Source organism: Arthrobacter agilis (assembly GCF_030816075.1).
GTDB lineage: Bacteria > Actinomycetota > Actinomycetes > Actinomycetales > Micrococcaceae > Arthrobacter_D > Arthrobacter_D agilis_E.
Genome location: NZ_JAUSXO010000001.1, coordinates 242,444 through 267,921, shown reverse-complemented (window position 1 = coordinate 267,921; position 25,478 = coordinate 242,444). Strand labels below are relative to the sequence as shown.

Here is a 25,478-nt window from a genome sequence, read left to right as displayed (position 1 = left end):
CAAGAACCAGCGATCACCACCGGAATGAGCAGGAAAGGGATCGTCGCGACGGCGAGCAGTCCCAGTCCGACAAACAGCACGCCCGTCGCGCGGTTTCCACCACGTGTCACTGCAATCCCCCAACTTCAACGTTCAAACGACTCTACCTGCGTCATCTTCACTCAGCCAAAGACCGCGCACACTGTCCGTACTAGAATCCGCCTAAGCGTTTCGGTCGTCCATAAAGAGTGCGGAAGCCACACCGTTGGGCACGGCAGTCGGTCCGGGCAAAGGATCCTTCGCCGAGACAGGATCAACAAAGGAAGCAGCAGCACGTCCCGCCAATGGGCCGTAATCGAGCAGTAGTTCGGGCAGGTCGGACGAGAAAGGTCCCGTTAGGTTGCGAGAAGGACAAAGCGCCTTCCTCGAACTGAACGTTCGCAGTCCCGGTCAACGGGGGGCCGCATTACGGGCAGTCGTCAATTAGCCTCGGGCTTCATTCGAAGACCCAATAGCAGCAGGGCGAGCAGGGCCTGTCCTGCAGCTCGTATCGCGGGCGCAGGCTAAAGGTCGTTCTCTACCGTGGATGCGGTGGGACACTCGGCGCATACTCTTAGCCATGACTTATGACAGCTGGGACGGTCGGTCGGTAGTCAATGCGACTTCCGCGGAGACGGATTCCCGCGTACACAACGACCGCATCGTAACGCCAACTTTGAGAAACACGCTTCCGTGTTCGAGGGGGCGGCCGTGTAGTTGGCATCGAGACAGGCGAGACGGACTACCGACTTCGAGGCTGATCACCCGTACTAGGTAACTCGTCAGGCATTGTCTCTGAAAGTTACACGAACCGCCTGGACGACTCGCTCGTGATCAGTACGTGGTGGATCAACCACGCTGACCACATGTGCGGATGCTGATGACTCCCAATAGGTGCTTCAAGAAGAGCATCTACGACCACACCGAGCGCACGAGACCAGAGCATTTGAGCTTTCCCACATTGGACCTGAGAAAGACTTGTACACAGAGTATCAAGCGGGAAGCCAAGGTCGTATATTCACTAGAAAAGGAGCTTCCATGTCACTTCAGTACCGAATGATTGCCAAAGACTCACGGTCTAACTCGATTGAGGCTGCCACGAAAGCGTTTGACTATTGGCTGACGCAACGGAAAGGTCTAAGTGTCGATCTTTCGATCGACGGACGCCGCACAGAAGGCCAAGACGTCGAAGTCAGCGTGTTGAATGTTGCAGCAGATGATGTAGTGGTTCGGCGAATGGCTTTATACGAAGAAACTTCGTCCCACGAACGATGGGCAACAATACTTACCATAATAAAGACCGAGAACGAGTCTTGGGTCTGGGTCGACCTTGAATGGGTAAGCGACGACCCCTGGGGCCACCCTCCAACTGTTAAGCCGCCAGCATTAGTACAGTATTTACTTGTCGAAGATTCAATGACGGTGGGGCCAGTCGGTTTGCCGCCTACATATCATCATATTATATCTGAAAATCAAGCGGCTGGAGTCATTCAAGTTCTGCTGAACCCAGATCGATCGTCTCCCGTAATAATTCTGAGTGCAGATTTGCATTCGCCTCTTTCCGACCAGCAAGATAGGGCCAAGCGCCTTGCGCGCGAAGTTCTCGGTTTGGCGCCGGTGTATCTTCTGTCGGAAGCCGCCACAAATGCTTTGAACAGTGCTCTAAATAATGGCCTTATGGTATATGGCGGGGCTGTCAGGACGTACCTTCCAGCACTCGACCACGCAGGACCGGCGACGAAGCGTCATCGGGTACTTGGCGCGAAGTGGTTCCAGCAGGACAGTTGGAGGGCCGTAGCAATGATTGCCTCCCCCGTCCGCACCCGCGCCCTCAGTGCACGTCCTCCAGCTGTATACCGGAAGCAAGGCCGAGAACTCCTCCAGTCCATCAATTCAGGCGCTGACGCTGAAATATTTTTGTCGTTTGCGACCGAGGCTCAGGAAGCGGCGGACCGCGCAGAGAGAGCACTCGTTGAACTACGCGATGATCTCGATTTTGCCTCAGCAGAGCACGATGAAACATTGGCGGAGCTGGGGAGCGCACAAGCCCGGATAAAATTCCTCGAATCAGAGCTGTCCGACGCCGGTAAGTACCTCGCCGGAGTCGAAACGCCGGAGCAATTTTCCGAAATATCAATTTCGTCGTTTGATGATGTACTTGAAGAAGGAAGTTATCAACTTACCAATCTCATAATCGGTGATACGGATGAAGGAGTCGCCGCTCTGGATGAATACCCCCAAGCAAGCGCATGGGCGAAAAAGGCTTGGCGTTCCCTCCTGTCTCTGGACGCATATGCCGAGGCAAAGACTCGTGGTTGGAACGGAGATTTCCAAACGTGGTGCATTGAACCCGAAACGCCCAGTTCCCCCTCTGTGCCCAGCAATTGGGTGGCTCTAGCCGAGAGTTCTTCTGTCGATAATAATTCCAAGTACAGAAATGCTCGAATCTTTCCTGTGCCAACCGGAGTGGACAAGGAGGGCAAGGTGTATATGTCAGCGCACATAAAAATTGTTGAAGGTGGGCGCCCTGCCCCGAGAGTTCATTTTTATGACGACACGTCCGGGGTAACAGGGAAAATCTACATAGGTCATATTGGACCACACCTCCCCAACGGTCAAACGAACTAATTCGAACGCTAAGCGTTCACTCACCCCGGGAAGATTTAAGTTGACTGATATCGGGCTTTTCGTAATTGAGGGTGTGGTCGGCCCGAGTGGGTTTGGCGCGTTGAAGGCGGGATAGTGGTCGAGGCCTTCCGATGATGAAAGTTCCTATGCTCGCTATCCGAAAGACCTCGACGTGCTCAACGCTACCTTTGCTACGTCTGACCTCACTACGTTCTGCCGGCTCGACGAGCACGGCCTCGAAGCTGTCGGAGAGCACCTTGAGCCCGATCGGGCGGTGATCGAGTGCCGTGTTGTCGAGGCGGACCCGTGGTGCCGGTCGTGCGGGGCGGAAGGAAGGCGCTGCTGGTGCGGGTGCGCCGCTACCGGTGCACCGGGTGCAGACGCACCTGGAGGCAGGACACCTCGAGGGCGGCTGAGCGACGGGCGAAGATCTCCCGTCGCGGGCTTCGTCGGGCGCTGGAAGGCCTGGTTATTACTCACCTCACCGTGTTCCGTGTTGCGGCAGGTCTCGGGGTGTCCTGGCATGCGGCGAACAGTGCGGTCCTGACCGAGGGCAAGCGTCGGTTGATCGACGACCCGGACAGGTTCGACGGGGTGTCCGTGATCGGGGTGGATGAGCATACATGGCGGCATGCCCGCCGCGGCGACAGATACGTGATGTTCATCATTGACCTGACTCCGATCTGCGATAAGACGGGCCCGGCGCGTTTGCTGGACATGGTCGAGGGACGCTCCAAGCAGGTCTTCAAGGACTGGCTCCAACGTCGCCCGCAGGCGTGGCGGGACGGGGTGGAGGTCGTCGCGATGGATGGGGTTCACCGGCTTCGAGACCGCGACCTCCGAGGAGCTCCCCGACGCGGTCCCCGTCATGGTCCCTTTCCACGTGGTCCGGCTCGCCGGGGACGGGTTGGACCGGTGCCGGCAACGCATCCAACAGGCGACGCTCGGGCATCGGGGTCGTGCCGGTGACCCGCTCTATCGCGCCCGACGAATTCTCCATACCGGTGCTGACCTGCTGACCGAGAAGCAGAGAGCGCGTCTGGCCGCGGTGTTCGCGGTCGAGGATCACCTTGAGGTCGAAGCGACGTGGGCATCTATCAACGAATCGTCGCCGCCTACAGGGAACCCGACAAGAGGAAGGGGAAGGAAATGATGAAGTCGGTGATCAGCTCGGTCACTAGCGGCGTTCCCGCCGTGCTGACCGAGATCCGCCGACTCGGCCGGACTCTGAAGCAGCGGGCGGTCGACGTGCTCGCATTCTTTGACCGCCCCCCGTACCTCGAATGGCCCCACGGAGGCCATCAATGGACGCCTCGAACACCTCCGCGGGTCAGCCCTTGGATTCCGAAACCCCACCAACTACATCGCCCGATCACTCCTGGAATCAGGCGGCTTTCGAAGCCTGCTACACCGTCAATTACGTTGAGCCTGATATCGCCACGGCTCGAGGAAAGCAGCCGCACTCGTCGCTTCGGCGTTCGGCCTGTCCTGAGTTGGTCGATAGCCGTGGCGGTACACGCGAGCACCGGCCCGCTCGAACAGAACACCAAACGCGTCCCCGTCTCCTAATATGCTCCGCGACAACAAGTAGCGGTCTCGCACGCGGGGCAAGGCGCTACTGCGATGCAAGCCCTGGGCACGACCCGAGCGACCGGACTGCCGAGCGACGGCAGAGCCTGCGCGACCAGATAGATTATGTCTTGTACCGACCTGCGCGACGCGCAGCATCCGACGCCCTCAGACGGGGTGCCGCGGTAACCGATGGCGAGCTACCTGAAGTATCTACGAAAATGCGCCTAGCAGCGCGAGGGGACATGAACGTCGATGACACCGGCCACGAAGGAAGCTCAGCGTGCTGAGTTACACAGGACAATTTGGCGAATCGCAAACGATCTGCGAGGTTCAGTCGACGGCTGGGATTTCAAGAGCTACGTGCTCGGAATGCTCTTTTACCGGTTTGTCTCAGAGAATCTCGCCGCGTACATCAACAAGGGCGAAGCGGAGGCTGGCGAGACAGGCTTCGATTACGCGCGACTTTCCGACGAGCAGGCTGAGTTTGGTCGACGAGAGACGGTCGCCGAGAAGGGCTTCTATATCCTCCCGAGCGAGCTCTTCGCCAACGTCCGTGAAGGCGCCGCCGATGACGAGAACCTCAACGAGACGCTCGATCGAATCTTCGGCAACATCGAGGGTTCGGCGATAGGGACGGACTCCGAGGACGATTTCAAGGGTCTATTCGACGACCTCGACGTCAACAGCGCCAAGCTCGGCAACACTGTTGCTCGGCGCAACGAGAAGCTGGTCAAGCTGCTCAACGCCATCGGCGACCTCAATCTCGGCGGCTTCGACGATCATGCCATCGACACCTTCGGTGACGCTTACGAGTACCTGATGCAGATGTACGCAGCCAACGCCGGCAAGTCCGGTGGCGAGTACTACACGCCCCAGGAGGTCTCCGAGCTGCTCGCGCGCATCACGGTCGTGGGCAAGAAGTCGGTCAATAAGGTTTACGACCCCGCCGTCGGCTCAGGCTCGCTCCTGCTGAAGTTCGCCAAGGTCCTGGGTAAGGAGAACGTCCGCCAGGGCTTCTACGGCCAGGAGATCAACCTGACCACCTACAACCTCGCCCGCATCAACATGTTCCTGCACGACGTGAACTACGAGAAGATCAACCTCGCGCACGGTGATACCCTCGTCGACCCGGCGCACTGGGACGACGAGCCGTTTGAGGCGATCGTCTCGAACCCGCCGTATTCAATCAACTGGGAGGGCGACGCCGATCCGCTCCTCATCAACGACCCGCGCTTCGCGCCCGCTGGTGTCCTAGCGCCAAAGAGCAAGGCAGATCTTGCCTTCACCATGCACATCCTCAGTTGGCTCGCCGTCAATGGGACGGCCGCCATCGTTGAGTTCCCCGGCGTCATGTACCGCGGAGGCGCAGAGCAGAAGATCCGCAAATATCTCATAGAAAACAACTACGTCGATGCAGTGATCCAGCTGCCGCCGGACCTCTTCTTCGGCACCACGATCGCGACTTGCATCCTCGTGCTCAAAAAGTCGAAGAAGGACAACTCCGTCCTGTTCATCAATGCGACCGACGAGGTCGTGCGCCCCGGCAATAAGAACAAGCTCAGCACGGACAACCAGAACGCCATCCTCGATGCGTTCGTCAACCGTGAGGACGTAGATCACTTCGCCAAAATCGTCTCGAACGCCGATCTCGCAACCAACAGCTACAACATCGCCGTGACTTCGTACGTCGAGGCCAAACACACCCGCGAGATAGTCGATATCCAGGAGCTGGACGCCGAAATCACTCAGATTGTGGCGCGACAAGCTGAACTCCGAGCCGCTATCGGCAAGATCGTCGCAGGTCTGAAAGGGGAGGGACATGCTCTTGTCTGAACTGCTCTCCAAAGCGCCTGCGCGTCCGGAGTCGCGGGTAGAGCGCTTCCTCTTCGGTGACCGTCGACTTGGCTGGGGGCGAACCACGACAATTCGTGTTGGTCAGGTCGCGCTCAACTTCCGCTGTCGTACGTGCGACGTAACCCGCACATTCCTCTCAGGTGCCAAGCTGTCTTGCTTGGTAGTCGGCGACGGCTTACTCAGCATCGACGTCACTCTCAAGTGCTCGAGCTGTGCCAGCACCGTGGAGGCATGGTTTCTCGTCGCCGCCGAAGATGACTTCTACTCCTCTGCACCACTCGTTCGCGTTGAGCGCTACACCGAGAACCTGCGAGACCGTGCAGATCGCGCAGATTCCGACTCTGGACCATTTGCCGAACTGCTTACACGAGCTCAGCAGGCGTACGAGCTTGGCCTCGGTGCAGGTTCCATGATCTATCTGCGCAAAATCTTCGAGTTAGTGACTCATCAGGTCGCCGTCCTCGCCGATGTCCCCCTCCAGACGTCCAGAGGAAAGCGTCGGCCGTTCAAGGACGTGCTGCAGGAGGTCAACGAAAAACGCAACATCATCCCGCTCCGGTTCTCCGGTAGCGGCTACAAGCTCTTCGGTGAACTGAGCGACGTCATCCACGGGCACTCCGACGAAGACATTGCCCTCGCCAAGTACGCGCCATGTCGCCAGCTGGTGCTGGGTGTCGTCGATCAGGTCGCAAAGGACAACGAGTACGCGAATGCAATCGAGGAGCTCGGATGGGCCGTAGATGACATCGGGCAGATCGCATCCGAGGGAGTGGCGCCATGAGCCGGGCCGAGAACCTGATTCATCAGCTCGCAGCGAGTGCTGTGCCGTTCAGAGCTGTGGGCGAGATCACCGCAACGGCGTCGAAGATCAAGTGGGCCAATACCAACGACGAGTTCAAGTACATTGACCTAGCTTCTGTCGACCGCGCAACGCACGCGATCGGTGACACCGTTGTCATCACCGCGAAGGACGCTCCCAGTCGTGCGCAGCAGGTCGTACGAACAGGGGACGTGATCTTCGCGACCACACGACCCGCGCAGATGCGTTGGGCGGTGATTCCAGCAGAGTATGACGGGCAGATCGCGAGCACTGGGTACTGCGTACTCAGACCCGACACGTCAGTCGTGCTCACAAACTTCCTCGCGCACATACTCGGTACTGAGACCTTTCGCCAATACATCGAGGCCAACCAGGTCCCCGGAAACTATCCATCGATTTCCGACCGAGCTGTCCGCGCATATCGAATTCCCGTGCCTCCTCTCGAACTGCAGCGCGAGCTTGTGCGCGTGTTGGACCAACTCAACGCACTCACTTCGGCACTCGCTGAGGAGCTTGAAAACGAAGAGCTGGCTCGGCGAAACCAGTACAACCACCACGCCGGTCTCTTGCTCGAGAATGCGGACCACGTCGCTCGCGTCAGATTTGGCGACGTAGCCACCATCGTTCGCGGTGCATCGCCGAGACCAATCCAGTCCTTCATCACAACCGCCGAAGACGGGATCCCATGGATCAAGATCGGCGACGTTCCTGCGGGCGACAAGTTCATAACTCGCACCGCGCAGCGAGTGACGCCCGCTGGGGCAGCCAAGTCGCGTCGTGTGGTTCCCGGAGACTTCGTGCTCTCCAACTCAATGAGTTTCGGGCGCCCCTACATCTCGAAAATCGAGGGCTGCATCCACGACGGTTGGCTCGCGATCAGCAACTTCAGCGAGTCGTTCATCCCCGACTACCTCTACTATCTCCTCCGTTCGGCACCCGTCCAGGCCGAGTTCGCCCAGCGCGCCGGCTCCGGCACCGTCAGGAACCTCAACGCGGACATAGTGAAGTCCGTGATGGTTCCGGTTCCGCCCAAGAGCGAGCAGGAGCGCATCGTCAAAATTCTCGACAAATTCGACGCATTGGTCAGCGAGTTGAGCGCGAATCTCCCCGCCGAGCTGAAGGCCCGACGCACTCAGTATGAGTACTACCGGGACCGCCTTCTCACCTTCGAGGAGCTTGCATCATGAGCGATTCCCGCCCTCGTCAGTACGCCCCAATTGCCGTCAGCTCCGAGAGCACGGTTGTTGCTGAGTACGTCGCCGATGCGGGCGATGCGACGGCCTACCAGTCCGAGGCTGAGCTTGAGAAGGAGTTCATCAAGCTCCTGGAGTCGCAGGCGTACGAATACCTTCCGATCACCAGTGAACAGCAGCTGATCGCGAACCTTCGTGTTCAGCTAGAGGCGCTGAACCGCACCACCTTCAGCGATCCGGAGTGGGAGCAGTTTTTCACGACGAAGATCGCTGCAGCGAACGATGGCATCGCCGAAAAGACCGTCCGCCTCCAGGATGATCACATCCAGACGCTTAAGCGCGACGACGGTACGACGAAGAACATCAGCCTCATCGACAAGAAGAACGTCCACAATAATCGCCTACAGGTGATCAACCAATACGAACTCGCTGCAGGTGAGGGTGGCGCCAATCATGCCAACCGTTACGACGTCACCGTCCTCATCAATGGGCTCCCGATGGTGCATATCGAACTCAAGCGCCGCGGCGTCGACATCCGCGAAGCCTTCAATCAGATTGATCGCTATCAGCGCGACAGCCTGTGGGCCGGCTCAGGCCTGTTCGAGTACGTCCAACTCTTCGTTATCAGTAACGGCACACTGACCAAGTACTACAGCAACACCACGCGGCGTCAGCATGTCGAGGATCTGAAGGGCAAGAAGCGGACACGCAAGACCAGCAACTCATTCGAGTTCACCTCTTGGTGGGCCGACGCCCAGAACAAGCCGATACAAGACCTCTCGGCCTTCGCCAAGACGTTCTTCGCTCGCCACACCCTGCTCAACGTCCTCACTAAGTACTGCGTGCTCACCGCCGATCGCATGCTGCTTGTGATGCGCCCGTATCAAATCGTCTCCGCAGAGCGGATCCTAAACCGCATCGAGGTCTCTGCCAACTACAAGCAGCTCGGCACGCTCAAAGCCGGTGGCTACGTCTGGCACACCACCGGTTCGGGTAAGACGCTCACGAGCTTCAAGGCGGCCCAGCTTGCCAGCCGGATGCCGAGCGTCGAGAAGGTGCTCTTCGTCGTCGATCGTAAGGATCTCGACTACCAAACGATGCGCGAGTACGACCGCTTCGAGAAGGGTGCTGCCAACTCCAACACTTCAACAGCGGTTCTCAAGAAGCAGCTGGAGGACCCGAGCGCGCGGATCATCATCACGACGATTCAGAAGCTCGCGACATTCATCAATGCGCCGGCAAACAAGGGCCACGAGATCTTCGACGGGCATGTCGTACTCATCTTCGATGAGTGCCATCGCTCCCAGTTTGGAGACATGCATACGGCGATCACCAAAGCGTTCAAGCGCTATAACCTCTTCGGCTTCACCGGGACGCCGATCTTCGCCAGCAACGCCGGCACCAGTGGTAACGCGAACTTGCGCACTACGGCCCAGGCTTTCGGTTGCTTCCTGCACGGAGACCCGAAGAAGTGCCCGCCCGAGAGCCACCAGATGGCGATCCACACCTACACGATTGTCGATGCCATCAGCGACAAGAACGTCCTGCCGTTCCGCATTGACTACGTGAACACGGTTAAGGTGGGCTCGGTCGTCGATGCGCAGGTACCCGCGATCGACACTGAGAAGGCGCTCCTCGCGCCTGAGCGCCTCCGCAAAGTCGTCGACTACACGCTGGAGCATTTCGACCAGAAGACCCGCCGCGCAGAGCACTACTCGCTGGGTGAGCGTCGAGTACATGGCTTCAATGCACTATTCGCGACCGCCTCGATCGAGGCAGCTAAGCGCTACTACACTCGCTTCCAAGTGCAGCAGGCACACCTGACGCCGGATCGCAAGCTCAAGATCGGCATCATCTACTCCTACGCGGCAAATGAAGAGGTCGGCGACGACTCCCTCGACGACGAGGGCTTCGATACAGCCAACCTCGACCAGTCCTCGCGTGACTTCCTAGAAGCCGCGATCAAGGACTACAACTTGATGTTCAACACGAGTTTCGACACCTCGTCCGAGAAATTTCAGAACTACTACAAGGATCTGTCGCTACGCCTGAAAAACCGCGAACTTGACCTTGTCATCGTGGTCAACATGTTCTTGACCGGCTTCGACGCCACCACGCTCAACACACTCTTTGTCGACAAACGGCTTGTGAACCACGGTCTTATCCAGGCGTTCTCCCGGACCAACCGCATCCTCAACTCGGTCAAAACCTACGGTAACATTGTCAGTTTCCGTGACCTCGAAGAGGAAACCAACGAGGCCATCGCACTCTTCGGTAATAAGGATGCAAAGAGCGTCGTACTTCTCAAGCCGTACGCCGAGTACTACGACACGTATTCAGAGCTCGTGCGGGAACTTGTGGCCCAGTTCCCGCTGGGGCAGCCGATCATCGGCGAATCGGCGCCGAAAACCTTCATCGCGCTGTTCGGTCAGATCCTGCGCCTGCAGAACATCTTGAGCTCGTTCGACGATTTCATTGGAAATGAGATCCTGACCGACCGCCAAGGCCAGGACTACCGCAGCGTCTACCTCGACCTGTACGCCGAGTTCCGCAAGCGCAAGGACACCGATAAGGAGTCGATTGTCGATGACGTCGTCTTCGAGATCGAGCTGATCAAACAGGTCGAGATCAACGTCGATTACATCCTGATGCTCGTTCAGAAGTTCCGCGAGGCTACCGGCGACGGCGAAGACCGCGACATCCGGGTGACGATCTCGCACGCGATCGACGCGAGCCCGAGCCTGCGCAATAAGAAGGACTTGGTCGAGGATTTCGTAGACTCCATCTCTGCCAGCGGAGATATCGACGAGCAGTGGGCGGCCTACGTCGCCGCCCGCCGGGCCGCAGAGCTCAATGCGATTGTCGAGCAAGAGAACCTTAAAGCGGATGAGACGCGTTCGTTCATCGAAACGGCCTTCCGAGACGGTGAAATCAGAAAGAGCGGCACTGCCATCACCAAGGTGTTGCCGCCGGTTTCGAGATTCGGGTCGGACGGAGGCCATGGAGAGAAGAAAGACCGTGTTCTTGGGAAGCTCGGCACGTTCTTCGAAAGGTTTTTCGGGCTAGGCAACCACCAATCGGCTGGCTAACCAGGCGGGCGCAGGTGAGGTTCAAGTTTAGATCTCGCCCCCGGGCACGGGCACCCGAAGGACTCAGCGATCTTGCCATACCACCAAAAACTGTCATATGCGCTGTTGGCGGCGACAACTCGAAGAGGACCGGATACCGCCATGCGGACGCACATCCTGGTGACGCGAAATCCAGCGGGTGCGAACTCCTATAGGGGTAGCGGGGTCGGGACTGAGCACTTCGTCGCGGGGTCAGAAGCCGACGGGTGCGCCCAGAGTCTCTGCCATTTCCCACCAGAGCCGGTTCACCTCGACGTACCGATCGGTGGAGTCGAGCGGCTTCGCCCACGGCTTGTCGATGATGTAGTGGATGTTCTTCACCGACGCCGGATCCCAGACCGCGGGGTGCTGGTGCTGCAGGGTCTTCAGCGCGTTGTACACGTAGGGCAGCGGACGCCAGCGGTCGCGGTAGTACTCGTTGAGGAAGTCCTGTTCCGCGAACGGATAGTGCGACAGATCGTCCACGCCTGCCAGCTGCCCCACCATGTCGGTGAACACGGCCTCGTCGGGCGCCAGCACGAGGAAGCCGCCGTTCAGGTAGTTGTCCGTCGCGCCCGGTTCGGTGACGTGGTCTCCGCCCCGGCAGTGCGTGTAGAAGCAGGTCTCGGGTGTCCAGCTCGGCGGATAGCTCGCGATCCGGTTCGGGTTGCACCGGCAGGCGTGGCAGGCGGCGATGACGCCGTCGGGCAGGTCCAGTGAGAATAGCTCGTCCATGTTCCGGGTGACCAGCATGTCGGCGTCCAGGAAGACGACGCGCTCGAACTCCGTGAGGCCCCACACGGCCAGCTTGGTCCACACCTCCGCGAACCGGGCGTTGGCGTAGCTGTCGGCCGATCCCCCGGCGGGACGCAGCGGTGTCACGTCGCGCAGGAGGCACCCGTCGTCCAACAGGAGGCGCCGGGCCTGCTCGTCGATCCCCTCGGTCACCATGACCACGAGGGGGGCGGTGCTGCCGGAGGCCGCGAGCGACGCCCGCAGCGTCCGAACCCCGATCAGGTAGTCGGGTTGAGTCAGCAAGGTCACCCAGGCATTCATCGGTGGTGCTCCTGTCCTAGTGGGCGGGTCGGGTCAGTCGAGGAGCGCATCGGTGAAGGCGTTCGCGAACCTGTGCTCCGGGTCCAGCGTCTCGCGCACCCGGAGGAACGCTTCCCACTGGGGGTAGAGCGCCGGCCAGTCGTAGAGAGACTCGTCGAAGTACTTGCCCCAGTGCGGACGGCCGCCCTCCTCGGCGAGGGCCCGCTCCACGGCCCGGAGGAAGCTGTCGCCCTCCTCGGACAGCGAACCGTCGGCCGCGTAGTAGACCACGAAGCCGAAGTAGCAGGTGTCCTGGCCGTTGGACGGGCTCAGCCATCCCTCGGACGCGCCGGTGCAGCGCAGGATCACCGGGTAGTGCATGCGGGGGCGGGTCTCCGCATGCCAGTCCTTGATCTTCCTGATCACCGCTCCGGCCCGGGCGAGCGGGATGCCGATCTCCACGTTGATCTGGGGAGTCGCGATCCCCTTGCAGAACACCTGGTAGATGTCACCCGTGACATCGGTGAAGTCCCGGAAACGCGACACCGTGCGGAGCGACTTGCCGTTGTCGGCGACACCCTTGCTGTCGTCGCGGAGGTGCTGCAGCGTTGCCTCGATCGTGCTGTTCATGGACGTATCGGTCGTCGCGTACTCCACGAGCTGACTGCCGCCGGCCCGGTACCGCGACACCTCGTCGTCGGACGCCTCGTTGGCGGTCCACACCTGGACCTGGTTCTCCTGGGGGAACCACCACGCCTTGACCAGGATGTTCTCCCGATTCCAGGCTTCCAGGTCCGTCTCGAGCGTGCCCGCATCGATGGCCTTCTTCACGCAGGTGTAGATCATCGACTCCCGTGCACGCAATGTCACGGCGGTGATCACGCCCAGGGAGCCGAGGCCGAGCTGGACGGCGGGGAAGTCCGGGTGGTTCTGGTCGAACTCCGCGACCGTGCCGTCGGCCAGCACCATGCGGATGGCCAGCGCGGCGCCGGCGATCGAGCTCTGCTGCAGGCCTTGACCATGGGTTCCGGTGGACAGGGCGCCGGCCAGCGTCTGCTCGGCGATCACCCCGGGTGAGGCGTCCAGCATCTGCCCTCGCGCGGTGAGGAACGCGTACACCTCGGCCAGGGAGGTCGAGCCGGCGAAGGTCGCGGTGTCATCGGTGCTGGAGATCAGGCCGCTCAGCCTGCTGAGGTCCAGGAGCGTGCCGGCCCCGTCCGCGACCTCGATCATCCTGCCGGGCGACATCCGGCTCCCGATCATCCGGACCCGGCCGTCACTGGTGGACAGGAAGTCGCACAGCTCCGCCTCGGTGGCCGGAGCGACAACGGAGCCGGGCGGGCCCAGTCGGGAGTTCCTGGCCCAGTTGCGGAGCCGGGTGTCCTCGCCGGTGAACTCCGGCTCCTGGTGGGGATAGGTGAGTTGCTTGATGGCCATGACGAGTCTCCTGTAGAAGTTCGGTTCTGCCTTCGAAACCGCACTGACGTGCACGGCTGATCCACCGGCAGGGGGTGTTTCCCGCCGCCGTGGATGAATTTCTCAGTTCTGTAGAAGTCCTGTTTTCACCATAGCCCTGCCTCGTCAAGGGAATGTTTACACTGACAAAATGACTGTCGTATGCGTACCCGACCCGAATGCCCGGAATCTCCTCGGAGCCCTTCCCGATGAGGTCGAGGTGATCGTCTGGGACGGCGAGGGCGACAAGCCCGAGCGCCTGGCAGAGACCGTCTTCTGGGTGCCGCAGGTCGAGGACTCCACCAACCTCGCCGGGAAGTTCGCGGCCATGCCGAAGCTCGAGGTCACCCAGCTGACGAGTGCCGGCGTGGAGGACATCCTCGAGCACGTCCCGGACGGCGTGACCCTGTGCAGCGCGCGTGGGGTGCACGGCTCGGCCGTCGCCGAACTGGTCCTGGCCGTCGTCCTGGCCACGCTGCGTCGGCTGCCCCACTTCGGTGAAGCGCAGCGACAGGGCCGGTGGGACCCGATGGAGGCCGACGACCTGCGCGACAAGCGCGTCCTGATCATCGGCGCCGGTGACCTCGGCGAGCAGACCGCGCGCCGCCTGCGGAGCTTCGACGCCGTTCCCGTGCTCGTGGCGCACACGGCACGGGACGGCATCCACGCGACGTCGGAGCTGCCGGGCCTGCTGCCCGAGGCCGACGTGGTGGTGCTGACCGTTCCGCTCACGTCGGACACGACCGGGCTCGTCGACGCAGAGTTCCTCTCCCGGATGCCCGACGGCGCCCTGCTGGTCAACGTGGCGCGCGGCAAGGTCGTCGACACCTCGGCACTGCTCGCGGAACTGACGTCCGGGCGGCTGCGCGCCGCCCTGGACGTGATGGAGCCGGAGCCCCTGCCTGCCGATCACCCGCTGTGGAACGCGCCGAACCTGATCATCACCCCGCACGCCGCCGGCTCGATCGCGCAGTCCGGCCCACGAGCCTTCGCGCTGGTCAACGCACAGGTGCGCCGCTACGTGGCCGGCGAGGACCTCGTCAACGTGGTGAAGGACGCCCACTGAATCCTCACGCATACGCTGTGAAGTGCGGGCCGAGGGTGTCGAGCCAGGCGACCGGATGCACGGCCACGGCGTCAGCGCCGGGCCGGGCCCGTGCGGCCGCGACCGCCTCCTGCAGCGCCGCTCCGGTCCGGGCGAACGGATAGCGGTCGAGCACCCAGCGGCGGTTCGCCGCACGGACCGGTGCCAGGGCGTCGAGGTCCTGGATCAGGTCCGCCACCTGGTCGCGGATCAGCAGCGGTCGCTGGTCCGGGACCCGCCACGCGCCGGGTGCCTCGAACAGCTCGTGCCCGCCACCGCCGTCGTACCCGACCACGAGACAGCCCGAGGCCAGCGCCTCGGCGACCGGCAGGCCGTAGCTCTCGGTGTGCCCGAGGGCGACGAAGACGGCCGAGCCCGCCAGGGTGGCGGCCACCTCCGCCCGCGGGGCCTGGACCAGTTCCACCAGCTCCACCCCCGAGAGCCGTGGCTCGTCGGCCAGCAGCCGCTTCAGCAGTGAGGCCTCCCGCGGCCGCTTCTTGGGAAACCAGCTCACCCGGAGCTGTCCGGCGGGGCCTGGGGCGAACAGCTCGCCGTCGACCGGGTTGGGCACCACGCTCACCGGCAGGCCGGGCAGCGCGGCGGACAGCACGCCGCGGCTCTCCTCGGACACCACCCAGAGCGCGGGCGCCGGCGTCCACCCGGGGAAATCCTCGCCGGGGTCGCCGGCCGCGAAGGTGTAGAAGTGGTTCTGGTTGAAGATGACCTTGCGCGCTCCGGGTGCCGGATCGCGGCCGTGAACGGTCGGTGTCTCCGGCAACACCAGGAGGTCGTCGGCGCCAATAGCAGAGGTGGCGCCGAACACCATCGGCACGTCGTCGGCGATCCAGTCGGTGCGGTCGTCCGCGTCGGGCAGCCACAACCAGGCCTCGTGGCCGAGCTCACGCAGCAGCCGGACGTGCTGGGTCATCACATGCACGCCGCCGCTGTGGTGGCGGGTGGCGAAACCCGCGTAGACGATCCGCCCCGGGGACCGTCCGGGACGGCTCACCATGCCGGAGCCGTCAGGTACCACGACGCCCCGCTCCCGGTGTTGTGGGCGGGGAACGAGTCCGGGCCGAGCCCGACGTCCGCCCGCCACCCGTCGCCCCACTTAGCGTCCAGTCCGTGGAGGATCTCCGCCCGGTTGCCCTCGGAGCTCTGACCGGTCCGGTTCATCGTCTGCCGCCGCAGGTGCGAGACGTAGGCGCCCTCCGTGACGACGCACCGCAGGCCGGCCGCCCGCACGCGCATCGCGAGGTCGATGTCCGCGCCGTAGCCGTGCCGCGGGAAGGTGATCTCGTCCAGACCTCCCAGGTCGACGACGGGGGGCACCGCGAACGCTAGGGCGGTGCCGTCGCAGAAGTCGACGTCGCGCAGCACGTCGCGCGGGACGTACTCCGCAGCGGTACCCGGGATCGCAGAGGCCCGCTGGTGGAGCCAGAAATCGTCGTAACAGGCCGCCGCGAGCGCGATGTCGTCCGCTGTCGAGAAGGGTGCGAGCAATCCGTTGAGGAATCCGGGCGACAGCCGGATGTCGTTGTTCAGTACCACGCAGACCGCATGGCCATCGCGCGACGCCGTCTGCAGAGCCCAGTTGGCGGCGCCGATCCACCGCAGGTTGCGCCCCGGCCGGTGGACCTCGATGTGCCCCTCGGGCAGCACGTAGTCACCGGCGTTGTCGACCACCACGATGCGCAGGGCCGGGTCGAGGTCGCTCCCGTCGCGGCACAGGTCACGCACCACCGCATCGGTCAGCTCCGGCGAACCGAACGCGGGGATGACCACCAGTGCCGACGCGGCGGTCGTCGACGGGGTCACTGCTCGGCGCGGGCGACGCGGCACCCGCGGTCGCCGTTCAAGGTGGTGCTCATCATCGGTTCCCGTCAGATCAGGTGGACGTGTGCCACGGCAGCGAAGACTACAAAGTCTTCTGCACTGCCGAGCGAACGGATGACTCCTCGCGGCCGCTTCTTGTGTGACGTGCCCCACGCGGCCTACAGTAGGTACATCGTGTCCGTACTAGTTGTACGCACTCCTCCGTCCGCACAGAGACCTCCCGTACAGAGAGAAGATTCGCCATGGCAGCCGAATCGCTTCCGAAGTCCCGCATCCCCCTGTTCGACGGCATGAACCGCATCCCCGGCGGACTCATGCTGATCCCCCTGATCCTCGGCTCGATCGTCGGGACGTTCGCCCCCGGCTTCCTCGAACTCGGCAGCTTCACCACCGCCCTCTTCGCCGACTCGGCCCTGCCGCTGATCGCCGTCCTGATCTTCGCCACCGGCATGCAGATCACCGCGAAGGCTTCGGGCCCCGTCCTCGCGACCACCGGCGTCGTCCTGCTGTTCAAGACGATCATCCCCGCCGCCCTCGTGGCCACCCTCGGCCTGGTCGTCGGCGTCGAGGGCATCCTCGGGATCTCGATCCTCGCCCTGCTGGCCAGCTTCGACAACAGCAACGGCGGCCTCTGGCTCGCCTTCACCGGCCGCTACGGCGACTACCGCGACCGCGGCGCCTACATGGCCTCGGCCATCAACGACGGCCCCTTCTTCACCCTGCTCTTCCTCGGCATCTCGGGCCTCGGCAACATCCCGTTCCTTACCCTCCTCGCCGCCGTCATCCCTCTGATCCTTGGCTTCATCGTCGGTAACCTCGACGCCAAATGGACCGAGGTCATGCGGCCGGTTCCGAACATCGTCATCCCGTTCTTCGCGTTCGCCCTCGGCACCGGCATCGACCTCCGCAACGTCATCACCGGCGGCATCAGCGGCATCTTCGTCGGCCTCGCCGCTACCCTTATCACCGGCACCCTCGTCTACATCGGCTACCGGTTCGTCCTCCGCCGCGGCATCAAGTCCGGTATCGGCATCGCCTCGGCGACGACGGCGGGCAACTCGATCGCCACGCCGGCCATCGTCGCCGCGGCTGACCCGACCTTCTCCCCGTTCGTGGAAGTCGCGACGGCGCAGGTCGCCTCGGCGGTCCTGGTCACGGCGATCTTCGCCCCGCTCCTCGCCACCTGGGTGCTCAAACGCCAGGGCGGGCTGGACACGGACGACGCCGTTGCAGTGACCCCGACGTCCGCCTCCGAGCTCCCACCCGCGGGCGACCCGTCGGCCCCGACCGACCGTCCCCGTCGAACGCAGGGCGACGACCGGCCGTGACACCTTCCGCACCCATCGTCGGCATCGCGGCCGACGACGTCACCGGCGCCACCGACTCCGTGGTCCAGTTCTCCCGCACCGGCTGGCCCTCCCGGCTGCTGCTGGGCGAACTGCTCCCGGACTCGGTGGAGCCCGGCAGCGCCCTGGCCGTCAACACCGACGCCCGCGCTATGGATCCTGCAGCTGCCCGTCAGGCCACGGCGAGCGCCATCAGGAACCTGATCGCCGCGGGGGCGAACAGCCTGTACCTGAAGATCGACTCCACCATGCGCGGCAGCGTCCCGGCACAGATCGCCGGTTCCATGGACGCCTGGCAGGAGCAACACCCCGGCTGCTTCGCCGTCGTGTGCCCGGCCTACCCGGCGATGGGCCGGACCATCGAGAACGGCCTGCTGCGCGTCAACGGCGGACCCGTGGAGGACTCCCCCGCGGGCCGGGATCCGGTAACCCCGGTCCCGACAAGCGAGTTCTCGCAGCTCATGCCGGGCACGACGACGATCAGCCTCAGTGGCTCACCCGAGGCAGACGCCCAGGCGCTGCGCGAAGCGGCGGGTGACGGTGTCGTCATCGTCAACGCGGCGTCCGATAGCGACCTCCTCACCCTCGCGGCCGCGCTCGTCGTCGCCGGCCCGACGGCGATCCCCGCCGGGTCGGCCGGCCTCGCCGCCGCACTGGCAACGGCGTGGGCCGATGATGCCACCGTGCTGACTCCACCCGAACCGGCACCCGCCGCGCAGGGGCAGCGCATCGTCGTCGTCGTCAGTTCGCTGCACGACGTCGCCCGCGCCCAGACCGATCACCTGCGCGACCACGTGGACCCGTCCGACCTCCGCATCCTGCAGCCCGACGAGTCACTGCTCGACCAGCCGAACCGGCTCGCGCAGTGGGCCTCAGCAGAACTCGACCTCCCGGAGTCCCTCCCGCGGGTCGTCGTCATCACCTCCCCCGAGGCGGTCGGCGGGTCCGTGACCCTCAGCGGTGCCGCCATCGCCCGCAGTCTCGCCTCGGTGGTGCAGCAGACCCTGGCCCGCACGTCCGTCGGAGCCCTGGTACTCGTCGGCGGCGACGGAGCCCGCGCGGTCCTCGACGCCACACGCGCCCAGGCGCTGCGTATCACCGGTGCCATCCAGGAGGGTATCCCGGTCGGCGTCGTCGAAGGCGGCACCGCGGCTGGGAAGATTGTCGTCACGAAGGCCGGCGGCTTCGGGCCGGTCACCGCCCTGCTCGACACCGTCACCGAACTCACCCGAACCCTCACCATCCTCGCCCAGTCAACGGAGGCATCCTCATGAGCATCCCCACCCTCGCCGTCACCCTCGGCGACGTCGCCGGCATCGGGCCGGAGATCACCGCGAAATCACTGCTCGGGCACGACGACATCCGGCAGGAATGCGTGCCGGTCGTTATCGGCGACGAGGCCGCCATGCGCCAGGGCGTGTCCAACGTGGGCGGCGACCCGGACAAGGTCCGCGTGCTGTCCTCCATCGAGGACGCGACGAACGAGCCCGGCATCATCGAGCTCCTGCAGACCGGGCCGTCGCTGGCCGACGTGAAGCTGGGCGAGCTCAGCCCCGCCGCAGGCGACGGCTCCTACCGCTTCGTCGTCGAGGCCTGCCGCCTGGCCCGTGAAGGCAAGGTCCAGGGCATCGTCACCGCGCCGCTGAACAAGGCCGCGATGCACGCCGGCGGTCACAAGTGGCCCGGCCACACGGAGCTTCTCGCTCACGAGTTCGGGGTGGAGAACTTCAGCCTCGTCCTGTCCGCGGGCGACCTCTACTTCTTCCACCTCACCACCCACGTCTCCCTGCGGCAGGCGATCGAGGACGTCACGCCGGAGCGCACCGGCAACGTCATCGAGCTCGTCAGTGCGTTCACGAAGGCCCTCGGCAACCCGGACGAGCCGATCGGCCTCGCCGGGCTCAACCCACACGCAGGCGAGAACCGTCTGTTCGGCGACGAGGACGCGGACATCCTGGCCCCCGCCGTCGCTGCAGCCCGCGAGAAGGGCATCAACGTGCACGGGCCCGTCCCGGCGGACGCGCTCATCCCCGCCGCGGTCAAGGGCAAGTGGAACATGGTCATCGCCTGCTATCACGACCAGGGCCACGCACCCTTCAAGGCGGTCTACGGCGACGACGGCGTGAACATCACCGTCGGCCTGCCCGTCGTTCGCGTCTCCGTGGACCACGGCACGGCGTTCGATATCGCCGGCCAGGGCATCGCCCGCGAGGCAAGCCTCGTGCTGTCGATGCGTCGGGCCGCGCAGCTGGCACCGGGCTGGGATGTCGTCTGGCGGACTGCGCAGAAGAACTAGGGGCTCGGCCACCTAGGATCGGAATCATGACAAGCGACGAAGACCTCGACCCTCCTGTGCCCAGCTACCTCGAGGGCATCGAGCTCAAGCGGGTCCATGACGGCAAGGTCCTCGAGGAGAACGACGACGACCGCTCGTCGCCCTCCGACGGCGCTTATACGTAGTCCCCCGACCAGCATCGTGAACCGGAGCAGCTCATCATGACCGGACCAGACACCCCTGATGCCTCGGAGCGGCCGCTGGATGCCGGGAGCAGCGAACCGCTGCACCTGCAGCTACGCGGGCATCTGCGGGCGCAGATCCTGAACCATTCGCTACCGCCGGGCACCTCGCTGCCCAGCGAGGCACAGCTGCAGGTGCGGTACGGGGTGTCCCGGTCCGTGGTGCGTCAGGCCCTGGGCGCGCTGACCGATGAAGGGCTGATCGAGCGGGGCCGCGGGCGCGGCAGTACCGTGGCCCCACGCCGTGAGCACCACCGGCTGGTGCACCGCACGTCCGGGTTGTCGGCGCAGCTAGGCAGCACCGGGGCGACCGTCGGTACGGAGGTGCTCTCGCTGACGCTGCAGGATGCCGATGCGTCGACGGCCGTCCTCGGCAGCGATCAGGTCCTGGCGCTCGAGCGGCTGCGCACGGCCGACGGCGTGCCTATCGCCGTCATCCATACCTGGCTCCCGGCGCCTACCTTCTCCGACCTGACGGCGGAGGAGCTCCGGGACGCGTCGCTGCACGCGACCCTCGGCGAGAAGTTCGGGGTGCGGATCACGTCCGGCAGGCGGCAGATCCGGGCCGTCCCGGGCGACGAGGACCTGTTGCGGCTGCTGCAGCTGGAGGCGTCGTCGCCCGTGCTCCTGCTGGAGGGCACGAGCTTCGACCAGGACGGGCGGCCCGTGGAGGTCTTCTCGACCTGGCACCATCCGGACCATGTGGTGTTCGACATCGACATCCAGCAGGAGCCGTCGGCGCCCCGCGGGCTGGCCGGCCCGACGTCGTCTCTCGCGTCCGACAACCCTGACACGATTGCGGACCGGGCCCGCCAACTGGGCGCAGAGCTCCTGCGCTTCGCGGACGGTCTCTCGAGCGCTGACCGCTGATCGTCGGCCCGGCTTTGCCTACTGCAGAGCCGTCGGCCATGCACCCGCACGTCCGCGTGCCGGGGGTGTGTCCCCTCGCGAATGGTCGGTCAGCGCATACCAGCGGTCGCTGACCAGCAGTTGTGTAGCGCGCTCATCCCGGACTGTACGAGCCCGATCTGTCTGATGGCGCCACGGCTGGGCGATTGTCTCCGGTACAACGAGTCGATGGCGCGATCGGCGACGACAGCCGACGGCTGTGGAGGAACAGTGCTCGACTTCTCCTCCACAATGAGTCCGCGCCCTCAGTAATAGTACGGGTGTTCGATAAAATGAGGCATGGACATCGCACCGCTCGCGCACCCCCAGGGAACGGGTAGCCCCCTGGAATCGATGCGGTCGGAACTGCTCGCTTTCGCGCAGGAGCTGACCGAGCGTCACCTTCTCCTCAGCAAGCATGACGTGGTGCGAGCGCTCGAGGACATCGAGGACCTCTCGAAGATCATCGATCATCTCCAGATCGTTGCCGCTCGAGCTGTTCAGGACCACGGCGTCGCCGGCACCGGGGAGCAGGAGGCTTCCGACTCCCTCCTCGTGCGGGCGCAGCAAAGCCTGTCGACAGTGCAGGACGACGTCTCCGGGGGTGCCTGCGGGAGTAGGTCAGCAGGTGCCGAACAGCGGAACAATGACAGGTTCCTCCCGGAGTTCAAGACATGTGCTGACTTTCTGCGAGGCAGACTCGGCATCAGCCACAGCGAAGCGAATCGCCGGCTGAGGCTCGCGGCAAGCCTTCTGCCCGAGACCACCGCATTCGGTTCTGCCACTCCGGCGCCGATGAGCGCCCTCGGTGCTGCAGCGAGCGCAGGCGTGGTCAGCGGACGCGCTGTATCGATCATTCATGATGCAGTGCAACGAGTGCGGTCCTTTGCAACGCCGGTGCAACTCGATTCGATGGAGCACCACCTCACGCGGCAGGCAGTCGAATCGGACGAGGATCTCCTGCGCGTCCTGGCACGACGGTGGGAGGGCGTGCTCAACCAGGACGGGCAGGAACCCACCGAGAAGGTCCTCAAGGCACGACAGGGTGTCTTCCTCAGGGGCAGGCGCAACGGTCTGCATTTCCTGGAGATCGGCGCCACCGACGAGCAGTTCGAGCATCTGGTCACCGTCATGAACACTGCGACGAACCCGAGGGCAAAAGCGGCCACCCTTCAGAACAACGAGGATCCGGCCGGCGATCGAGACCGAGCCGACGGGATGAATGGCGAGAACGAAACGGGTGATGCCGGTGGATGCTCCACGGGCGGGCGCCAGAGCGAGAGGGACGACGCCGATGTGGCTGACGTCAGCGCGGGTGATACAGACCGGCCGACACGACCACAGAGCCTCCTCGACGGACTGGTTGCCGCCTGCAGGATCGCTTTGTCGACCGACAGGCTTCCCGCAGCAGGCGGACATCGGCCCCAGGTCATGGTGACAATCAGCTATTCCGACCTCGTGGGCGAGATGGGACGTGCCGGGCACGCTGTGTTCGGGCAGCAGATGAGCGCACGATGCATCCGCAGGCTGGCCTGTGATGCAGACATCATTCCGATGGTCCTCGGCGGACAGGGTCAGATCCTCGACCTCGGGCGGGCACAACGCCTCTTCCCCGCGCATCTGCGCCGCGGACTCGTTGCGAGGGACAAGGGCTGCGCCTTCCCCGACTGCTCGATTCCGGCACCCTGGTGCGAGGCCCACCACATAACGCCCTGGGCCAAAGGTGGAACAACGAGTATCAGCCAGGGCGTCCTCCTGTGCTCGCGTCATCATCACGTGATCCACGAGGGGGACTGGAACGTCGAATCGAAGCACGGCATCCCCTGGTTCAGCCCGCCGGGATACCTCGACCCGGACCGGAGTCCCCGAAGAAATACGTACTGGCAGGTGGAGGAAGCCGTCCACGAGCAGCTTCGTAACGCCGAACGTGGACGATCTGCTGCGAGCGCCCCACTGCTGTACTCACCGACGGCCGCCCCAGCCACACCAGCCGCCGTCGTCGTCCTCTAAAACACGATGACGCTCCGGGCACGCCCGCCCCGGCGCATCGCGTCGAACGCCTCGTTCACCTCGTCGAGGCCCATCCGGTGCGAGATGAGCCGGTCCACGGGCAGCCGCCCCGCGAGGTACAGCGCAGCCAGACGCAGGACATCCGGTCAGGGCACGGTCGAGCCGTAGTTCGAGCCGATGAGCGACTTGCCACTCTCCGCGCGGCGTGAGTGCAGATCACCTCCGGTAAGCGACAGATCCGGGCGGTGCCGGGCGATGGAGAGCTGCTTCGACTGTTGAAGCTTGAGCCGTCGCCGATCGTGCCCGCCAGCTGGGTGCCGACCTGCTCCGCCTCGCCGATGATCTGTCGCAGAGCAGCTCGTGATGGCGGTGCACAGCAGGCGTGTTAATCCCTGACGTCCTACGCTGGTGAACCGACAGACTCCGCGATACCCCGCAGCAGGGCATCATGCAGCTCGCGCGTGGCTGAGGCCAGACCTACTCCGGAGTAGATCGAATCGAGGCCGTCGAAGTCGGTGAAGATCCCCCCGGCCTCTTTCATGATGACCGGCATCGGAGCCACGTCGAAGGGCGAGACCGTGAAGTCGAGCAACGCATCCGCTTGTCCGGCAGCAACGAGCGCGTAGCCGAATCCATCACCCCAGGTACGGATGATGCCGTCCTGAGTCTGGATCCGGGCTACGAGGTCCAGCGGCCAGTCCTCGAGCCACGTCGAGAGCACGTAGGCTTCTCGCACTTCTCGGCGGCTCGAGGTGTTCACTTGCCGGCCCTGCCCATCGAAGCATCCGCGGCCCGACTGCGCGTAGACCAGACGATTCAGGCTGGGCAGGGCAATGGCGCCGAATTCGACTCCCTGCGCCGATTCGTACGCCAGGAGTGTGGAGTACAGCGGCACACCGTGGATGAAGGACTTGGTGCCGTCGATCGGGTCCATGATCCAGCGGCCGCCGGACGTCCCCTCGACCTCCGGGAATTCCTCACCCAGCAGGCCGTCATCGGGAAAGTGACGTGAGAGCTCGTCGCGGAGGTGTTGCTCCACGCTGCGGTCGGCCTCCGTGACGGGCGTTCCATCGTCTTTCTGTTCGACCCGGAAATGTGCTTCGTCGAACCAGGAACGAGCCATGTCCGCACCCGCCTCGAGGATACTGAGGGCATTCTGGAACCGTGCATCGATGGTCATGTCGCGTCCCTCGTCGGAGTTCGTTGATTCTGGCTTGGCCCCGGCCACTCCCGTTCGACCGAGAGCAGGTCTTCCAGGCTCTGACCGACGTCCAAGAGCCACCCGTCTGTCCGGCGTCGCCCGACCACCTGGACACCGATGGGCATCCCGCCGGGCGAGAACCCCATGCAGAGGCTCAGCGCGGGCTGACCGGTCTGATTGAACCAGGCGGTGTAGTTGGCGTGGTACAGCAGCGGCATGGTCGTGTCGGGGCCGAAGTGATCGGCTGGAAACTGATGGACACCCATCACCGGGGATACGAGCAGATCGAAGCGGGAGCCGGCTGCCAGGAGGTGCACGGCCCGCGCGGAAAGGCGCTCCAGGCTGTCGTAGTGGTCAGCGGCGCTACGGGGCGGGGAGGAGGCCGCCCACCGAGCTACGGCCGGGAGCAACTGCGAGCGGCGGTCCGGAGGCGCCGAACGCACCTCGGCTTCACACCGTGTCGTGAGGCACAGGTCCAGGTCCTCGAAGTCGGCGTCGGTGATGCCCGGCTTGTGCTCGGACAGACGTGCACCGGCGTGGGACAGTGACTCGAGGAGCCGTTCGAACAGGGCGCGGGTCTCGGCATCCATCCGCGGCCCGTAACCCGGCCAGTCGATGACACCGACGCTGAGTCCCTTCACGTCGGCCGGTGCGTACCGGGACGGCCGTTCTGCCAGGTCGTAGGGGAAGGACCACTGGTCGGATTCGTCATGGCGGGAGACGACGTCGAAGATCTCGCGTACGTCGGCGACGGTCGTGCCCATCGGACCGGCCGAACGCCAGTTGCTGGCAGGGGCATAGGGGACGGTGCCCTGCGTCGGTTTGAAGCCGACGATGCCACACTGTGCAGCCGGGCAGGCGCACGCTGCCCGCGATGTCCGTGCCCAGGCCGACAGGAGTGACTCCGTACGCAA

The 25,478-nt window shown here is 63.9% G+C and carries 18 protein-coding genes and 1 pseudogene; 13 read left to right on the top strand and 6 right to left on the bottom strand.

The genetic code is table 11. From position 1 onward, the window contains the following. Positions 1 to 1,056 precede the first annotated feature (1,056 nt). The 6 genes and pseudogenes from QFZ50_RS01235 (at position 1,057) to QFZ50_RS01210 (ending at position 11,174) form a co-directional block, all read left to right on the top strand. Positions 1,057 to 2,646: a hypothetical protein gene (locus QFZ50_RS01235; protein WP_307081113.1), complete on the top strand. Its 1,590-nt coding sequence runs from the start codon at positions 1,057 to 1,059 to the stop codon at positions 2,644 to 2,646. Between the two features lie 172 nt (positions 2,647 to 2,818). Beyond that, positions 2,819 to 4,072, top strand: a pseudogene (locus QFZ50_RS01230) (ISL3 family transposase). A 398-nt stretch (positions 4,073 to 4,470) separates the two neighbouring features. Next, the gene (locus tag QFZ50_RS01225) at positions 4,471 to 6,051 is read left to right on the top strand and encodes a type I restriction-modification system subunit M (RefSeq protein ID WP_307081111.1); all 1,581 of its coding nucleotides are present in this window, start codon (positions 4,471 to 4,473) and stop codon (positions 6,049 to 6,051) included. Beyond that, on the top strand, positions 6,038 to 6,853 hold the full coding sequence (locus QFZ50_RS01220; RefSeq protein ID WP_307081109.1) for a hypothetical protein: 816 nt from the start codon (positions 6,038 to 6,040) through the stop codon (positions 6,851 to 6,853). The genes QFZ50_RS01225 and QFZ50_RS01220 overlap by 14 nt, the downstream gene beginning before the upstream one ends. After that, on the top strand, positions 6,850 to 8,079 hold the full coding sequence (locus QFZ50_RS01215; protein ID WP_307081107.1) for a restriction endonuclease subunit S: 1,230 nt from the start codon (positions 6,850 to 6,852) through the stop codon (positions 8,077 to 8,079). Before QFZ50_RS01220 ends, QFZ50_RS01215 begins: the two co-directional genes overlap by 4 nt. Beyond that, the gene (locus QFZ50_RS01210; protein WP_307081105.1) at positions 8,076 to 11,174 is read left to right on the top strand and encodes a type I restriction endonuclease subunit R; all 3,099 of its coding nucleotides are present in this window, start codon (positions 8,076 to 8,078) and stop codon (positions 11,172 to 11,174) included. Before QFZ50_RS01215 ends, QFZ50_RS01210 begins: the two co-directional genes overlap by 4 nt. A 231-nt stretch (positions 11,175 to 11,405) precedes the next feature. Here QFZ50_RS01210 and QFZ50_RS01205 read toward each other — a convergent pair whose 3' ends face one another. After that, positions 11,406 to 12,236: a glycosyltransferase family 8 protein gene (locus tag QFZ50_RS01205; protein ID WP_307081103.1), complete on the bottom strand. Its 831-nt coding sequence runs from the start codon at positions 12,234 to 12,236 to the stop codon at positions 11,406 to 11,408. A gap of 45 nt (positions 12,237 to 12,281) precedes the next feature. Beyond that, positions 12,282 to 13,664: a D-arabinono-1,4-lactone oxidase gene (locus QFZ50_RS01200; RefSeq protein WP_307081100.1), complete on the bottom strand. Its 1,383-nt coding sequence runs from the start codon at positions 13,662 to 13,664 to the stop codon at positions 12,282 to 12,284. Positions 13,665 to 13,833: 169 nt separating this feature from the next. Between QFZ50_RS01200 and QFZ50_RS01195 the strand changes: the two genes are divergently transcribed. Next, positions 13,834 to 14,748 (top strand): 2-hydroxyacid dehydrogenase, encoded by a 915-nt coding sequence (locus tag QFZ50_RS01195; protein WP_307081098.1) that lies wholly within the window; start codon positions 13,834 to 13,836, stop codon positions 14,746 to 14,748. A gap of 4 nt (positions 14,749 to 14,752) precedes the next feature. Here QFZ50_RS01195 and QFZ50_RS01190 read toward each other — a convergent pair whose 3' ends face one another. Further along, positions 14,753 to 15,778 (bottom strand): glycosyltransferase, encoded by a 1,026-nt coding sequence (locus QFZ50_RS01190; RefSeq protein ID WP_307081095.1) that lies wholly within the window; start codon positions 15,776 to 15,778, stop codon positions 14,753 to 14,755. Further along, entirely contained in the window at positions 15,772 to 16,584 is an 813-nt protein-coding gene (locus QFZ50_RS01185; protein ID WP_307081093.1) for a glycosyltransferase, read from the bottom strand. Before QFZ50_RS01185 ends, QFZ50_RS01190 begins: the two co-directional genes overlap by 7 nt. A gap of 260 nt (positions 16,585 to 16,844) precedes the next feature. Here QFZ50_RS01185 and QFZ50_RS01180 point away from each other — a divergent pair, with 260 nt between their 5' ends. The 6 genes from QFZ50_RS01180 to QFZ50_RS01155 all read left to right on the top strand — a co-directional run bounded on the left by QFZ50_RS01180 (position 16,845) and on the right by QFZ50_RS01155 (position 23,363). After that, complete coding sequence (locus QFZ50_RS01180) at positions 16,845 to 17,930, top strand: 2-keto-3-deoxygluconate permease (RefSeq protein ID WP_307081091.1); 1,086 nt, start codon at positions 16,845 to 16,847, stop codon at positions 17,928 to 17,930. Then, positions 17,927 to 19,222, top strand: a complete 1,296-nt coding sequence (locus tag QFZ50_RS01175; RefSeq protein ID WP_307081088.1) for a four-carbon acid sugar kinase family protein — start codon at positions 17,927 to 17,929, stop codon at positions 19,220 to 19,222. The genes QFZ50_RS01180 and QFZ50_RS01175 overlap by 4 nt, the downstream gene beginning before the upstream one ends. Next, on the top strand, positions 19,219 to 20,244 hold the full coding sequence (pdxA, locus tag QFZ50_RS01170; protein WP_307081086.1) for a 4-hydroxythreonine-4-phosphate dehydrogenase PdxA: 1,026 nt from the start codon (positions 19,219 to 19,221) through the stop codon (positions 20,242 to 20,244). The genes QFZ50_RS01175 and pdxA overlap by 4 nt, the downstream gene beginning before the upstream one ends. Positions 20,245 to 20,270: 26 nt before the next feature. Then, positions 20,271 to 20,408 carry a hypothetical protein gene (locus QFZ50_RS01165; protein ID WP_307081084.1) on the top strand — a complete coding sequence of 46 codons (138 nt, stop codon included), beginning with the start codon at positions 20,271 to 20,273 and terminating at the stop codon, positions 20,406 to 20,408. A 36-nt stretch (positions 20,409 to 20,444) separates the two neighbouring features. After that, positions 20,445 to 21,335 (top strand): GntR family transcriptional regulator, encoded by an 891-nt coding sequence (locus QFZ50_RS01160; RefSeq protein WP_307081081.1) that lies wholly within the window; start codon positions 20,445 to 20,447, stop codon positions 21,333 to 21,335. Between the two features lie 318 nt (positions 21,336 to 21,653). Continuing rightward, complete coding sequence (locus tag QFZ50_RS01155; protein ID WP_307081079.1) at positions 21,654 to 23,363, top strand: HNH endonuclease signature motif containing protein; 1,710 nt, start codon at positions 21,654 to 21,656, stop codon at positions 23,361 to 23,363. Between the two features lie 400 nt (positions 23,364 to 23,763). On the opposite strand, the gene QFZ50_RS01150 is transcribed toward QFZ50_RS01155, so the two are convergent. Beyond that, positions 23,764 to 24,543 carry an inositol monophosphatase family protein gene (locus QFZ50_RS01150; RefSeq protein WP_307081077.1) on the bottom strand — a complete coding sequence of 260 codons (780 nt, stop codon included), beginning with the start codon at positions 24,541 to 24,543 and terminating at the stop codon, positions 23,764 to 23,766. Then, complete coding sequence (locus QFZ50_RS01145; RefSeq protein WP_307081076.1) at positions 24,540 to 25,478, bottom strand: amidase family protein; 939 nt, start codon at positions 25,476 to 25,478, stop codon at positions 24,540 to 24,542. Before QFZ50_RS01145 ends, QFZ50_RS01150 begins: the two co-directional genes overlap by 4 nt.

Bases quoted from the DNA above. Each gene is read 5' to 3' on its own strand.
- QFZ50_RS01235 (WP_307081113.1), top strand. From the start codon at position 1,057: ATGTCACTTCAGTACCGAATGATTGCCAAAGACTCACGGTCTAACTCG.
- QFZ50_RS01225 (WP_307081111.1), top strand. From the start codon at position 4,471: ATGACACCGGCCACGAAGGAAGCTCAGCGTGCTGAGTTACACAGGACA.
- QFZ50_RS01220 (WP_307081109.1), top strand. From the start codon at position 6,038: ATGCTCTTGTCTGAACTGCTCTCCAAAGCGCCTGCGCGTCCGGAGTCG.
- QFZ50_RS01215 (WP_307081107.1), top strand. From the start codon at position 6,850: ATGAGCCGGGCCGAGAACCTGATTCATCAGCTCGCAGCGAGTGCTGTG.
- QFZ50_RS01210 (WP_307081105.1), top strand. From the start codon at position 8,076: ATGAGCGATTCCCGCCCTCGTCAGTACGCCCCAATTGCCGTCAGCTCC.
- QFZ50_RS01200 (WP_307081100.1), bottom strand. From the start codon at position 13,664: ATGGCCATCAAGCAACTCACCTATCCCCACCAGGAGCCGGAGTTCACC.
- QFZ50_RS01195 (WP_307081098.1), top strand. From the start codon at position 13,834: ATGACTGTCGTATGCGTACCCGACCCGAATGCCCGGAATCTCCTCGGA.
- QFZ50_RS01190 (WP_307081095.1), bottom strand. From the start codon at position 15,778: ATGGTGAGCCGTCCCGGACGGTCCCCGGGGCGGATCGTCTACGCGGGT.
- QFZ50_RS01180 (WP_307081091.1), top strand. From the start codon at position 16,845: ATGGCAGCCGAATCGCTTCCGAAGTCCCGCATCCCCCTGTTCGACGGC.
- pdxA (WP_307081086.1), top strand. From the start codon at position 19,219: ATGAGCATCCCCACCCTCGCCGTCACCCTCGGCGACGTCGCCGGCATC.
- QFZ50_RS01165 (WP_307081084.1), top strand. From the start codon at position 20,271: ATGACAAGCGACGAAGACCTCGACCCTCCTGTGCCCAGCTACCTCGAG.
- QFZ50_RS01160 (WP_307081081.1), top strand. From the start codon at position 20,445: ATGACCGGACCAGACACCCCTGATGCCTCGGAGCGGCCGCTGGATGCC.
- QFZ50_RS01155 (WP_307081079.1), top strand. From the start codon at position 21,654: ATGGACATCGCACCGCTCGCGCACCCCCAGGGAACGGGTAGCCCCCTG.
- QFZ50_RS01150 (WP_307081077.1), bottom strand. From the start codon at position 24,543: ATGACCATCGATGCACGGTTCCAGAATGCCCTCAGTATCCTCGAGGCG.